Here is a 13,987-nt window from a genome sequence, read left to right as displayed (position 1 = left end):
TTCTTATCGACGGAACGTGCTGTGACGTTGTCCGACATGCCGTTGCGCAGCAGCGCCCTCGTGGAATCCGTGCACGACCGCCAGCCCAACGATGCCATTGCCCGGCGTCTGCGCGAGCTGGGTTTCGTCGCCGGCGAGCAGGTGCAGATGCTGGCCAGCGGGCCGATCGGCGGCGAGCCGTTGCTGGTGCAGGTGGGCTATACGCGCTTCGCGCTGCGGCGCAGCGAGGCGGCGCGGGTGCAGGTCAGCGCGCTGGACGAGGTGCGCCCGTGAGCGCGGTGGCCGCGCCGCTGCGCCTGGCCCTGGTCGGCAATCCGAACTGCGGCAAGACCGCGCTGTTCAACCAGTTGACCGGCAGCAAGCAGAAGGTCGCCAACTACGCCGGCGTCACCGTCGAGCGCAAGGAAGGCCGTTTCCGCGCGCCGTCCGGGCGCGAGTTCGCGGTGCTGGACCTGCCCGGCGCCTACAGCCTGCAGCCGGCCAGCCTGGACGAGGCGATCACCCGCGACCTGTGCCGCGGCTTCTACCCGGGTGAGCCGGCGCCGGACGTGCTGGTCTGCGTGGTCGACGCCACCAACCTGCGCCTGCACCTGCGATTCGCGCTGGAACTGCGCGAGCTGGGCAAGCCGATGGTGGTGGCCTTGAACATGGTCGACGCGGCGCAGCGCCGCGGCATCCAGATCGACCGCCAGGCGCTGGAGCAGGCGCTGGGCGTGCCGGTGATCGAGACCGTCGCGGTGCGCCGCAACGGTGCTCGTGCCCTGGTCGAGCGGCTGGACACGCTGGCGCCGGCAATGCCGCCGGCGGTGGCGCCGAGCGAGGGGCAGGGCGACTACCACCAGCAGGTGCGCGCGATCCTGGCCTCGGCGGTGTCGATGCCGACCCGCACCTCGCGCATCGACGACGCGCTGGACCGCTGGCTGCTGCACCCGGTGGCCGGGCTGCTGACCCTTGCGGTGGTGATGTTCCTGATCTTCCAGGCGGTCTACGCCTGGGCCGCGCCGTTGATGGACCTGATCGAAGGCGGCACCAAGGGGCTGGGCGCCTGGGTCGGCGCGACGCTGCCGGAGGGTCCGCTCAACAGCCTGCTGGTGGACGGCATCATCGCCGGCCTTGGCGGCGTGGTGATCTTCCTGCCGCAGATCTTGATCCTGTTCGCTTTCATCCTGGCGCTGGAGGAATCCGGCTACCTGCCGCGCGCGGCGTTCCTGCTCGACCGCATGATGGCCGCGGCTGGCCTGTCCGGGCGCTCGTTCATCCCGCTGCTGTCCAGCTTCGCCTGCGCCGTGCCCGGGATCATGTCCACCCGCAGCATCCAGGACCCGCGCGACCGCCTGGCCACCATCCTGGTCGCGCCGCTGATGACCTGTTCGGCGCGGCTGCCGGTGTATGCCTTGTTGATCGGTGCGTTCATCCCGCAGAAGCAGGTGTGGGGCGTGTTCAACCAGCAGGGGTTGGTGCTGTTCGGCCTGTACTTCGCCGCCATCGCCAGCGCGCTGGTGGTGTCGTGGACGATGAAGAAGTGGCGCCGCGACAAGGGCGAGCACCCGCTGCTGCTGGAGCTGCCGTCCTACCGCGTGCCGCACCTGCGCGACCTGGCGCTGGGCCTGTGGGAGCGCGCGGCGATCTTCCTCAAGCGCGTCGGCGGCATCATCCTGGCGCTGACCATCCTGCTGTGGTTCCTGCTGTCGTTCCCGGCGCCGCCGGCCGACGCCACCTTGCCGGCCATCGACTACAGCTTCGCCGGTCGCATCGGCCACGCCATGACCACGGTGTTTTCGCCGCTGGGCTTCAACTGGCAGATCTGCATCGCGCTGATTCCCGGCCTGGCCGCGCGCGAGGTGGCGGTGTCGTCGCTGGCGACGGTGTACGCGCTGTCGGCGGCCGACGACGATGCCGCCGCGCAGGCGCTGTCGCCGCTGATCCACGACGGCTGGTCGCTGGCCACCGCGCTGTCGCTGCTGGTCTGGTACATCTACGCACCGATGTGCATTTCCACCCTGGCCACGATCAAGCGCGAGACCAATTCCTGGAAGCAGATGAGCTTCGCCGCGTTCTACCTGTTCGCGCTGGCGTATCTGGCCTCGCTGGTCACCTACCAGGTCGCGGTGGCGCTGGGAGCCGGCTGAGATGAGTACCTCGCTGCTGCTGCAGTACCTGGTGATCGCGCTGGCGGTGCTGGTCAGCGCCTGGGTGGTACTGAAGAAGCAGTTCCCCGGCACCGCGCGCAAGCTGCGCGGCGCCATCGCCGTGCGCCTGCTCAAACCGAACCGTGCGCCGTGGCTGCAGGCCCTCGGTCGCAGCATCGCGCCGGCGCCCACCGCGGGCGCAGGCGCTTGCGGCGGTTGCGACAGTTGCGGGCCGACGCCGCCGCGGCGGCACTGAGCCGCGCCACGCGTTGCCGGCCGGCGCCCGCTTGTGCGCCGTACATGCGCGGCGTGATGGCGGCGACTATCCTATGCCGATGACCAGCCCATTCCAGTTCTCCCGCCGTGCGCAGGCGCTGACCAGTTCGGCGATCCGCGAAATCCTCAAGGTCACCGAACGTCCGGAAGTGATCTCCTTCGCCGGCGGCCTGCCGTCGCCGGATACCTTCCCGGTCGAGCGCATGCGCGAGGCCTGCGCCAAGGTACTGCGCGATGCGCCGCAGGCGGCGTTGCAGTACGGCCCGACCGAGGGCTATCTGCTGCTGCGCGAATGGGTGGCGGCGCGGCTGAGCCGCGACGGTGCCCACATCCGGCCAAGCCAGGTGCTGATCACCACCGGTTCGCAGCAGGGCCTGGACCTGCTCGGCAAGGTGTTCATCGACGAAGGCAGCAAGGTGCTGGTGGAAACGCCCAGCTATCTCGGCGCGCTGCAGGCGTTCTCGCTTTTCCAGCCTGCGTTCGCGGCGATGCAATCGGACGACGATGGCGTGGTGGTGGACGCGCTGGACGATGCGCAGCTGGCCGGCGCGCGCTTCATGTACGTGCTGCCGAACTTCCAGAATCCGACCGGGCGGCGCCTGCCGCTGCACCGGCGGCAGGCACTGGTGGCGCGTGCGGCCGAGGCCGGCGTGCCGATCGTCGAGGACGATCCCTACGGCGAGCTGTGCTACAGCGGCGACACGCTGCCGAGCCTGCTGTCGATGAACCCGGACGGCGCCATCTACATGGGCTCGTTCTCCAAGGTGTTCGCGCCCGGCCTGCGCCTGGGCTACGTGGTTGCGCCCGAAGCGGTGCACGCCAAGCTGGTACAGGCCAAGCAGGCAGCGGACCTGCACACGCCCTCGTTCAGCCAGCGCATCGTCTACGAGGCGGTGCAGGACGGTTTCCTGGATGCGCACATCCCCGGCATCCGCGCGTTGTACGCCAGCCGTTGCGAGCAGATGCTCGCCGCCCTGGCCAGGTATTTCCCCGCGCAGGTGCGCTGGAACCGCCCGGCTGGCGGCATGTTCATCTGGGTCGAACTGCCGGAGGGCATGGACGGCGGCGCGCTGCTGAGCAAGGCGATCGAGCGCAACGTGGCCTTCGTGCCGGGCGCGCCGTTCTTCGCGGTCGCGCCGCAGCGCAATACCCTGCGGCTGTCGTTCGTGACCGTGCCGGCCGAGCGCATCGAGACCGGCGTGCGCATCCTCGGCGCGCTGTTGCAGGACGAAGTCGCCGCGCATCGGCGCGCGACGGCCTGAGTCCGGGCGCGCCTCCGTCGATGACGTCGTCCGATTCCGCCGTCGCGGCGTGGACCATCGATGCGGTGCTGGTCGGCCGCGCGCAGGCGTTCACCCGCCCAGGCAGCCGCAGCGCCATCGACAAGCGGCCGCGGGCCGGGCGCCTGCGCATCGGCCTGGAGGGACTGGAACTGGACGAGCAGGGCGACCGCCGCGTGCATGGTGGCCCCGACAAGGCCTTGCACCACTATCCGCGCGACCATTACCCGGCCTGGCGCGAGGAACTGGGCGCGCATGCCTTGCTGGACGCGCCGGGTGCGTTCGGCGAGAACCTCAGCAGCTGCGGGGTGACCGAGGCCGACCTGTGCCTGGGCGACCGGTTGCGCCTGGGCACGGCCCTGGTCGAGGTGTCGCAGTCGCGGCAGCCGTGCTGGAAGCTGTCCGACCGGTTCGGCGTGCCTGCGCTGGCGCGACGTGTGCAGGACAGCGGCCGCACCGGCTGGTACTACCGCGTGCTGCAGCCCGGCGAGGTCGCCGCTGGCGATCGTTTGACCTTGCTGGAGCGCCCGTATCCGCAGTGGCCGCTGGCACGGTTGATCGGCCTGCTGTACCGGCGCGAGATCGATCCGGCGCAACTGCAGCAGGTGCTGGCGCTGCCGCTGGTACCGAACTGGCGCAGCTTGTTCGAGCGCCGCCTCGCACAGCATGCGGTGGAGGACTGGGACAAGCGCTTGTTGGGGCAGGCGGCCGAGTAGGGCTTGCTTGCTGCTGCGCTGGCGCGTTCCCGGCGTCGGGGCTGAAGCCCCTCCCACAGCTGGGGCGATCGGCTGCGATTGCGTTGTGGTGCCAGGTGCCAAGCGCCTCGCGCGCCAGCTTTTTCTGTCGCTTCCAGTGCCGCCACGCTGTTGTGGGAGCGGCTTCAGCCGCGACGAGTGAAGCATCGCCACTTCCGAGGCAGCGCGCTGGCTGCCCGTCGCGCGCTTGCGTCTCCCATGCACGCACCCTCTGTCGCACCCGCCCGCAAACCGCTAGCCTTGTGCCGATGACGACTTCTCCACTGCGTGTGTTGATCCATGGTGCGTCCGGCCGCATGGGCCAGGCGTTGTTGCGGCTGGCCGCGCAGGACCCGGCGCTGCAGGTGGTGGCCGCGGTGGTGCGGCGCGCGCCGGCGCAGCGGGTGATCGACGGCGTGCCGTACTTCGCCGCGGCCGAGTTGGGTGGGGTGCCGGCCTTCGACGTGGCGATCGATTTCAGCCTGCCGCAGGGCTTCGACCCGGTGCTGGCCTTGTGCACGGCGCGCGGCGCGGCGCTGGTGTCCGGCACCACCGGGCTGGAGGAGACGCAGCGGCAGGCACTGACTGCCGCCGCCGAACGCATTCCCTTGATCTGGGCATCGAACTTCAGCCTGGGCGTGGCGGTACTGCACGATCTGGTCGAGCGTGCCGCCGCGGCGCTGCCGGGTTGGGACTGCGACATCGTCGAATCCCACCACGTGCACAAGCAGGACGCGCCCTCCGGCACCGCGCTGACCCTCGGCGACGCCGCGCAACAGGGCGGCGCCACCCCGCGCTACGCCAGCCTGCGCGCCGGCGATATCGTCGGCGAACATCTGGTGCAGTTCGCCGGACTCGGCGAGCGGGTGGAACTGGTGCACCGCGCCAGCAACCGCGACATCTTCGCCCGCGGCGCGCTGCATGCCGCCGCGCGCCTGCCGGGGCGTGCACCCGGGCCCTACCGGCTGCGCGACCTGCTCGGCTGAACAGGCGCTTCACCCAAACGGCTGGCGCGGACCGTCCCGCGCCGGTACAATTCTCGCTCGCCTGTTACCCATCGCCACGGACCCGGAGAAGCGCCGAGTTCGCGGTTTCTTGCAGCCTGCAAGTTGGTGGGGCAGGGTTCCTCTCTCCCCAAGGCGAACCCCGTGACTCAACCCGCAATCCTTGTCCTTGAAGACGGCACCGTGTTCGAGGGCGAATCCGTAGGCGCTGCCGGCCTGTCCGTCGGCGAAGTGGTGTTCAACACCGCCATGACCGGCTACCAGGAGATCCTCACCGATCCCTCCTACGCCCGCCAACTGGTCACGCTGACGTATCCGCATATCGGCAACACCGGCTGCACCGACCAGGACGACGAGGCCGCCCAGGTCTGGTCGGCCGGCCTGATCGTGCGCGACGTGCCGCGCCGTCCCAGCAACTGGCGCAACCAGGTGGCGCTGCCGGACTGGCTGATCCAGCGCGGCGTGGTCGCCATTGCCGGCATCGACACCCGCAAGCTGACCCGTATCCTGCGCGAGAAGGGCTCGCAGAACGGCGCGCTGATGGCCGGCGAGGTCGACGTGGACACCGCGCTGGAAGCGGCGCGCAAGTTCCCCGGACTGAAGGGCATGGACTTGGCCAAGGTGGTCTCCACCGAGAAGGCCTACCCCTGGCGCGACGGCCAGCTCGACCTGGACAGCAACGCGTTCGTGCAGGCCGAACCCAAGTTCAAGGTCGTCGCCTACGACTACGGGGTCAAGCACAACATCCTGCGCATGCTCGCCGAGCGCGGCTGCGAAGTGACCGTGGTGCCGGCGCAGACGCCGGTTGCCGAGGTGCTGGCGATGAATCCGCACGGCGTGTTCCTGTCCAACGGTCCCGGCGACCCGGCGCCGTGCGACTACGCGATCGCCGCGATCAAGGAATTGCTGGCGCGCAAGATTCCGACCTTCGGTATCTGCCTGGGCCACCAACTGCTGGCGCTGGCCGCCGGCGCGCAGACCCTGAAGATGGGGCACGGCCACCACGGCGCCAACCACCCGGTGCAGGACCTGGACAGCGGCCGGGTGATGATCACCTCGCAGAACCACGGCTTCGCGGTGGACGAGGCGACCTTGCCGACCAACGTGCGCGTCACCCATCGCTCGCTGTTCGACGGCAGCAACCAGGGCATCGCGCTCACCGACGCGCCGGCCTTCAGCTTCCAGGGTCACCCGGAAGCCTCGCCGGGCCCGCGCGACGTGGCGCCGCTGTTCGATCGCTTCACCGCGCTGATGGCGGCCGCCGCCTGATGGCCGTAGCGCCGGCCATGCCGTTGCCGACCCGCCGCTGGCGGTGGCCGGCTACGGCGTTGCTGGTGCTGGCCGCGTATCCGGCCTTCGTGCTGGGCGCGGTGTACCCGCAGTGGCTCAGCGCCGGCCTGCCGGGCGGGCGCGATGGCCCTGCCGATGCGTACCGCCACAGCCTGGCCAGCGCCGTGGTCGCCTACACCCTGTCGCCACGCTGTGTGGACTGGGTCACGGCGGTCATGGAGCGCGACGGCCGCGGCTCCACGAGCCGGGCGATGGACGCCCACAACAACCGGATCGGCGCGCGCATCGGCGCCACCGCCAGCAGTTGGGCCGCGATGCAGCGCGAGGTTCGCGCCGCGGTCGACCATGGCGCGATCGATGCGCGTTCGTCCGATCAGATCACCTGGCGCGCCCCCGCGGCGTGGCAGGACCGCCTCTACTGAGAATCCCCATGCCCAAGCGCACCGACCTCCAAACCATCCTCATCATCGGCGCCGGCCCGATCGTCATCGGCCAGGCCTGCGAGTTCGACTACTCCGGCGCGCAGGCGTGCAAGGCGCTGCGCGACGAGGGCTACCGCGTGGTGCTGGTCAACAGCAACCCGGCCACGATCATGACCGACCCGAACATGGCCGACGCCGTGTACATCGAGCCGATCAACTGGCAGACGGTCGAGAAGATCATCGCCAAGGAAAAGCCCGATGCGCTGCTGCCGACCATGGGCGGGCAGACCGCGTTGAACTGTGCGCTGGACCTGGCCGACCATGGCGTGCTGGAGAAGTACGGCGTCGAACTGATCGGTGCCAAGCGCGAGGCCATCCGCATGGCCGAGGACCGCGAGCTGTTCCGCGTGGCGATGGGCGAGATCGGCCTGGAGTGCCCGAAGGCGGCGGTGGCCCACACCCTGGAAGAGGCGCTGGAGATCCAGACCACGGTCGGCTACCCGACCATCATCCGCCCCAGCTTCACCCTCGGCGGCAGCGGCGGCGGCATCGCCTACAACCGCGAAGAGCTGATCGAGATCGTCGGCCGCGGTCTGGAACTGTCGCCGACCAGCGAAGTGCTGGTCGAGGAGTCGGTGCTGGGCTGGAAGGAGTTCGAGATGGAAGTGGTCCGCGACACCGCGGACAACTGCATCATCGTCTGCTCGATCGAGAACCTGGACCCGATGGGCGTGCACACCGGCGACTCGATCACCGTCGCCCCGGCGCAAACCCTCACCGACAAGGAATACCAGCGCCTGCGCGACGCCTCGATCGCCGTGCTGCGCAAGATCGGCGTGGACACCGGCGGCTCCAACGTGCAGTTCGGCATCAATGCGCAGACCGGCCGCGTGGTGGTGATCGAGATGAACCCGCGCGTGTCGCGCTCCTCGGCGCTGGCCTCCAAGGCCACCGGCTTCCCGATCGCCAAGGTCGCGGCCAAGCTGGCGGTCGGCTACACCCTGGACGAACTGAAGAACGAAATCACCGGCGGCCTGACCCCGGCCTCGTTCGAGCCGTCGATCGACTACGTGGTCACCAAGATCCCGCGCTTCGCCTTCGAGAAGTTCCCGCAGGCCGACGCGCGCCTGACCACGCAGATGAAGTCGGTGGGCGAGGTCATGGCGATGGGCCGCACCTTCTCCGAATCGCTGCAGAAGGCGCTGCGCGGGCTGGAGACCGGCAAGATCGGGCTCGATCCGACCGGCCTGAACCTGACCAGCGAAGACGACCTGGCCGCGCTCAAGCGCGAACTGAAGGCGCCGGGTCCGGAGCGGCTGTTCTACGTCGCCGACGCCTTCCGCGCCGGCATGAGCGTGGAGCAGGTGCACGCGCTGTCGTTCATCGACCCCTGGTTCCTGGACCAGATCGAAGACCTGATGGCGCAGGAAGTGCAGGTGGCCGCCGACGGCCTCGCCGCGCTGGACGCGGCACGCCTGCGCACGCTCAAGCGCGCCGGCTTCTCCGATGCGCGCCTGGCCGAGCTGTGCGGCACCAACGAGGCCGCGGTGCGCGCGTTGCGCCGCGCACACAAGGTGCGGCCGGTGTACAAGCGGGTGGACTCGTGCGCGGCGGAATTCGCCACCGACACCGCCTACCTGTATTCGACCTACGAGGACGAGTGCGAGGCCAAGCCCAGCAACCGCGACAAGATCATGATTCTTGGCGGCGGTCCCAACCGCATCGGCCAGGGCATCGAGTTCGATTACTGCTGTGTGCACGCGGCGCTGGCGCTGCGCGAGGACGGTTACGAGACCATCATGGTCAACTGCAATCCGGAGACCGTGTCCACCGACTACGACACCTCCGATCGCCTGTACTTCGAACCGCTGACCCTGGAAGACGTGCTGGAGATCGTCGAGCTGGAGCAGCCCAAGGGCGTGATCGTGCAGTACGGCGGGCAGACCCCGCTGAAGCTGGCGCGTGCGCTGGAAGCCAACGGCGTGCCGGTGATCGGCACTTCGCCGGACTCGATCGACCTGGCCGAGGACCGCGAGCGCTTCCAGCAGCTGGTCGACAAGCTCGGCCTGAAGCAGCCGCCGAACCGCATCGCCCGCAACGCCGAGGAAGCATTGGTGCTGGCGCGCGAGATCGGCTACCCGCTGGTGGTGCGCCCGAGCTACGTGCTCGGCGGTCGCGCCATGGAAATCGTCTACGGCGAATCCGATCTGGCGCGCTACGTGCGCGACGCGGTCAAGGTCTCCAACGATTCGCCGGTGCTGCTGGACCGCTTCCTCGACAACGCGGTGGAAGTGGACGTGGACATCATCGCCGACCAGGACGGCCAGGTGCTGATCGGCGGCGTGATGGAGCACATCGAGGAAGCCGGCGTGCATTCGGGCGATTCGTCCTGCTCGCTGCCGCCATACTCGCTGTTGCCGGCCACCCAGGCCGAGCTGCGTCGCCAGGTGGTCGAACTGGCCAAGGCGCTGAACGTGGTCGGGCTGATGAATACCCAGTTCGCGGTGCAGGTGAACGATGCTGGCGACGACATCGTCTACCTGCTGGAAGTGAACCCGCGCGCCTCGCGCACCGTGCCGTTCGTGTCCAAGGCCATCGGTGTGCCGCTGGCCAAGATCGCCGCGCGCTGCATGGCCGGCAAGACCCTGGCCGAGCAGGGCGCGCTGAAGGAGATCGTGCCCGACTACTACTCGGTGAAGGAGGCGATCTTCCCGTTCGCCAAGTTCCAGGGCGTCGATCCGATCCTCGGCCCGGAGATGCGTTCCACTGGTGAGGTGATGGGCGTGGGCCGCAGCTTCGGCGCGGCGTTCGCGCGCGCGCAGGAAGCCGGCGGCATCAAGGCACCGCCGCTGGGCAAGGCCTTCGTGTCGGTGCGCGATCCGGACAAGCAGCGCGTGCTGCCGGTGGCGCAGGCGCTGGTCGAGCGCGGCTACACCCTGGTCGCCACCCGCGGCACCTGCGCCTGGCTGCAGCAGCACGGTCTGCAGTGTGAACAGGTGAACAAGGTGGCCGAAGGCCGTCCGCACATCGTCGATCTGATCAAGAATGGCGAAATCGTGTATATCGTCAACACCACCGAGGGCCGGGCGGCGATCTCCGACTCGTTCTCGATCCGTCGCGAAGCCCTGCAGCATCGCGTCACCTATTCGACCACGGTCGCCGGCGCGCGTGCGCTGGTGCATTCATTGGAATTCCGCGGCACCGGTCCGGTCTGGGCGCTGCAGGAACTGCACAAGGAGCTGGAAGCGTGAGAGCCCCGATCACCATGCAAGGCGCGCAGCGGTTGCGCGAGGAACTGGATCACCTGAAGTCGGTCAAGCGTCCCGAGGTCATTACTGCCATCGCCGAGGCGCGTGCGCACGGCGACCTCAAGGAGAACGCCGAGTATCACGCCGCGCGCGAGCAGCAGGGTTTCATCGAAGGCCGCATCAAGCAGCTGGAGAGCGAGCTGTCGCACGCCGAGGTCATCGACGTCAGCAAGCTGGCGGTCGGCAGCAAGGTGGTGTTCGGCGCCACCGTGACGCTGGCCGACGTCGAGACCGACGAAGAGAAGCGCTACCAGTTGGTCGGCGACCTGGAAGCGGACATCAAGCTCGGCCTGATCGCGATCTCCTCGCCGCTGGCGCGTGCGCTGATCGGCAAGATGGAAGGCGACAGCGTCAGCATCGATGCCCCGGCCGGTCGCCGCGAGTACGAGATCGTCAGCGTCGCCTACGTCGGCTGATCCCATGGCGGTCGCCACCTTGCTGTTGCCGGAGCGGGTCCGCCTGGCCGGCGCCGTGCTGGCCGGCGAGGTGGCGCGTGCGTTCGGCCGTGCCGACCGCACGCAGGCCACGCCGGGCGGCGAGGCACAGTTGCGCCGCCATTTCGTGCTGGCGGAAGCATCGCTGCCGGCCGCCGCGCTGACCCGGCAGCTTGACGCTGGCGATGCCGGCGATGGCCTGTGGCTGCGCGCCGATCCTGCCTACGTGGTGCCGGACATGCAGGGCGCGCGGCTGATGGCGCATGGCGACATGTTGCCGCTCGACGCGGTGGACCTGGACGCGCTGCTGCCGGCGGTGCAGGGCCTGTTCGCCGAGAGCGGGCTGACCCTGGACGCGCCCGATCCGACCCGCTGGTATCTGCGCCTGCCGGCCGACAGCGTGCTGCCGGTCTTCGCGGCGCCGGCGCAGGTGCTCGGGGCGGACCTGTTCGATCATCTGCCGCAGGGCGAGGACGCGCGCCGCTGGCGTGCGCTGCTGACCGAGGCGCAGATTGTGCTGCATCAGCATCCGTGGAACCGCGAGCGCGTCGCGCGCGGCCAGCCGGCGATCAATTCGCTGTGGTTCTGGGGCGGCGGCCGCCTGCCGGCCACGGTCGGCACCGCGCATGCGCAGGTGCGCAGTCGCGATCCGCTGTTGCGTGCCTTGGCCCAGGCCGCCGGCGTCGTCGATGCGCAGGCACCACGGGTCGATGCACTGGTCGACCTGCGCCAGCTGCGCGCGCCCGAACAGTTCGTCGGCGAGGTGGTGCAACCATTGCTGCAGGCGCTGCGCGATGGCGAGCTGCAGCAACTGCAGCTGGATTTCGAGGACGGCACCTGTTTCCGCATCGCCCCCGCGCAACGCTGGCGCCTGTGGCGGCGGCCGTTGTCGCGCCTGGACGCATGAGTTCGATCGCGCGCATCGTGCGGCGGCCCGCGGCGGCCGCGGCTGGCCCGTGGCACGAGGCCACATTGCCGCTGCTGCGGCGCATCTACGCCGCGCGCGGCGCGCACCATAGCGGACTGGCGCAGCCCAAGCTGGCGCAGTTGCTGCCGCCGGATGCGCTGAGCGGCATCGACGCCGCAGTGGCATTGCTGGCCGAGGCGATCGCCGCGGGCAAGCGCATTCTGGTGGTCGGCGATTTCGATTGCGACGGCGCCACCGCCTGCGCGGTGGCGGTGCGCGGGCTGCGCCTGCTCGGCGCCGCGCAGGTGCTGCACGCGGTGCCCAACCGCATGGTCCATGGTTACGGCCTGTCGCCGGCGCTGGTCGCGGAACTGGCGCCGTTGCAGCCGGACCTGCTGGTCACCGTGGACCACGGCATCGCCTGCCATGCCGGCGTCGCCGCGGCCAAGGCGCTCGGTTGGGAGGTACTGGTCACCGACCACCATCTGCCGGGTCCGGCGCTGCCGCCGGCCGATGCCATTGTCGATCCGAACCTGGCCGGCGACGCGTTCCCGAGCAAGATGCTGGCCGGCGTCGGCGTGATCTTCTATGTGCTGCTGGCATTGCGCCGGCACCTGCGCGCGCACGGCGCGTTCGCCGCGGCGCCGCCGGATCTGGGCGTGCTGCTGGATCTGGTCGCCGTCGGCACCGTCGCCGACCTGGTGCCGCTGGACCCGAACAACCGTGCACTGGTCTCGGCCGGCCTGCGCCGGCTGCAGCGTGGCGAGGGCTGCCTCGGCCTGCGCGCCTTGATCGAAGCCAGCGGTCGCGACCCGGCGCGGCTCAGCGCCAGCGACATCGGCTTCGCCCTGGCCCCGCGGCTCAACGCCGCCGGCCGGCTCGAGGACATGGCCCTGGGCATCGAGCTGCTGTTGTGCGAGGACCCGCAGCAGGCGCGTGCGATCGCCGCGACGCTGGAAGAGATCAACGCCGAACGCCGCGCCGTGCAGCAGCAGATGACCGACGAGGCCGAGGCGGTGGTGGCGCAGGCGCTGCTGGCCGCGCCCGAGCAGCCGCCGGTGGCGGTGTGCCTGTTCGATGCGCAGTGGCATCCCGGCGTGATCGGCCTGGTCGCCTCGAAGATGAAGGACCGCCTGCACCGGCCAGTGATTGCCTTCGCCCCGGCCGAGCCCGGCAGCACGCAGTTGCGCGGCTCGGCGCGTTCGATTCCCGGTTTCCATATCCGTGACGCGATGGCGGCGGTGGAGGCGCAGCGGCCGGGTCTGATGGAGAAGTTCGGCGGCCACGCCATGGCCGCGGGCCTGAGCCTGCCCCAGGACGCGCTGGCCGAGTTCGAACAGGTGTTCCGCGCGCATGCGCTGGCCAGCCTGGACGCGGAACTGCTGCAGGCCGAACTGCTCAGCGATGGTGCGCTGGACCCGCACGAACTCGACCATCACCATGCCGAGGCGTTGCGCCAGGGCGGGCCATGGGGGCAGGGCTTCCCCGAGCCGCTGTTCGACGGCGAATTCGAGGTGCTGCAGTGGCGCGTGCTGAAGGAGCGCCACCTCAAGCTGAGCCTGCGCTGCCCCGGCCGTGCCGAGCCCCTGAACGCGATCCATTTCAACGGCTGGCACGGCCGCGAACCTGGCCGCCGCGTACACATCGCCTATCGCCTGGTAGCCGACGATTATCGCGGCGGCAATGCGGTGCAACTGGTGGTGGAGCACTGTCTGCCATTGGGGAACTGAATATCTGGCGGTCTGCAGATGCAGATCGCGTCGCGTGTGCCGACCCTCACCCCAACCCCTCTCCCGGCGGGAGAGGGGCTTTGCTGTTCCCTTCTCCCACCGGGAGAAGGTGCCCCGAAGGGGCGGATGAGGGTAGGGCGAAGCCTCGTTTAGTTTCATCGCACCGCGCGTGCGGGTACCCTCACCCAACCCCTCTCCCGATGGGAGAGAGGCTTTTGCTTCCCTTCTCCCGCCGGGAGAAGGTGCCCCGAAGGGGCGGATGAGGGTAGGGCGAAGCCTCGTTTAGTTCATCGCACCGCGCGTGCGGGGTATCCTCACCCCAACCCCTTTCCCGGTGGGAGAGGGGCTTTGCTGTTCCCTTCTCCCACCGGGAGAAGGTGCCCCGAAGGGGCGGATGAGGGTAGGGCGAAGCCTCGTTTAGTTCATCGCACCGCGCGTGCGGGGCACCCTCACCCCGACCCCTCTCCCGGTGG

Annotated in this window: 12 protein-coding genes; all 12 read left to right on the top strand. The window is 69.6% G+C overall.

Annotation, left to right across the window (positions count from 1 at the left end):
- Positions 1-21 precede the first annotated feature (21 nt).
- The 12 genes from QN245_RS11210 to recJ all read left to right on the top strand — a co-directional run bounded on the left by QN245_RS11210 (position 22) and on the right by recJ (position 13,514).
- Positions 22-273, top strand: a complete 252-nt coding sequence (locus tag QN245_RS11210; RefSeq protein ID WP_184448016.1) for a FeoA family protein — start codon at positions 22-24, stop codon at positions 271-273.
- Entirely contained in the window at positions 270-2,129 is a 1,860-nt protein-coding gene (feoB, locus tag QN245_RS11205; protein ID WP_317843191.1) for a ferrous iron transporter B, read from the top strand. The genes QN245_RS11210 and feoB overlap by 4 nt, the downstream gene beginning before the upstream one ends.
- Before the next feature lies 1 nt (position 2,130).
- Positions 2,131-2,385, top strand: coding sequence for a DUF6587 family protein (locus QN245_RS11200; RefSeq protein ID WP_317843190.1), 255 nt, complete (start codon positions 2,131-2,133; stop codon positions 2,383-2,385).
- A gap of 73 nt (positions 2,386-2,458) precedes the next feature.
- Positions 2,459-3,667, top strand: coding sequence for an aminotransferase-like domain-containing protein (locus tag QN245_RS11195; RefSeq protein WP_317843189.1), 1,209 nt, complete (start codon positions 2,459-2,461; stop codon positions 3,665-3,667).
- A gap of 20 nt (positions 3,668-3,687) precedes the next feature.
- Positions 3,688-4,401, top strand: coding sequence for an MOSC domain-containing protein (locus QN245_RS11190; protein WP_317843188.1), 714 nt, complete (start codon positions 3,688-3,690; stop codon positions 4,399-4,401).
- A 287-nt stretch (positions 4,402-4,688) separates the two neighbouring features.
- Entirely contained in the window at positions 4,689-5,405 is a 717-nt protein-coding gene (gene dapB / locus QN245_RS11185; RefSeq protein ID WP_317843187.1) for a 4-hydroxy-tetrahydrodipicolinate reductase, read from the top strand.
- Positions 5,406-5,567: 162 nt separating this feature from the next.
- On the top strand, positions 5,568-6,692 hold the full coding sequence (gene carA, locus QN245_RS11180; protein WP_317843186.1) for a glutamine-hydrolyzing carbamoyl-phosphate synthase small subunit: 1,125 nt from the start codon (positions 5,568-5,570) through the stop codon (positions 6,690-6,692).
- A complete protein-coding gene (locus QN245_RS11175) occupies positions 6,692-7,135 on the top strand; it encodes a DUF6973 domain-containing protein (protein WP_317843185.1) in 444 nt (147 codons plus the stop codon). The genes carA and QN245_RS11175 overlap by 1 nt, the downstream gene beginning before the upstream one ends.
- An 8-nt stretch (positions 7,136-7,143) precedes the next feature.
- The gene (carB, locus tag QN245_RS11170) at positions 7,144-10,386 is read left to right on the top strand and encodes a carbamoyl-phosphate synthase large subunit (protein ID WP_317843184.1); all 3,243 of its coding nucleotides are present in this window, start codon (positions 7,144-7,146) and stop codon (positions 10,384-10,386) included.
- Positions 10,387-10,394: 8 nt separating this feature from the next.
- Positions 10,395-10,859 (top strand): transcription elongation factor GreA, encoded by a 465-nt coding sequence (gene greA / locus QN245_RS11165; protein WP_026143501.1) that lies wholly within the window; start codon positions 10,395-10,397, stop codon positions 10,857-10,859.
- Positions 10,860-10,863: 4 nt separating this feature from the next.
- Positions 10,864-11,784 carry a phosphoglycerate mutase gene (locus tag QN245_RS11160; RefSeq protein ID WP_317843183.1) on the top strand — a complete coding sequence of 307 codons (921 nt, stop codon included), beginning with the start codon at positions 10,864-10,866 and terminating at the stop codon, positions 11,782-11,784.
- The gene (gene recJ, locus QN245_RS11155; protein ID WP_317843182.1) at positions 11,781-13,514 is read left to right on the top strand and encodes a single-stranded-DNA-specific exonuclease RecJ; all 1,734 of its coding nucleotides are present in this window, start codon (positions 11,781-11,783) and stop codon (positions 13,512-13,514) included. The genes QN245_RS11160 and recJ overlap by 4 nt, the downstream gene beginning before the upstream one ends.
- Positions 13,515-13,987: the final 473 nt, after the last annotated feature.

Source organism: Xanthomonas rydalmerensis (assembly GCF_033170385.1).
GTDB classification, from domain to species: domain Bacteria; phylum Pseudomonadota; class Gammaproteobacteria; order Xanthomonadales; family Xanthomonadaceae; genus Xanthomonas_A; species Xanthomonas_A rydalmerensis.
The sequence above is the reverse complement of the archived record's forward strand: the minus strand, read 5'-3'. Positions and strand labels throughout refer to the sequence as shown.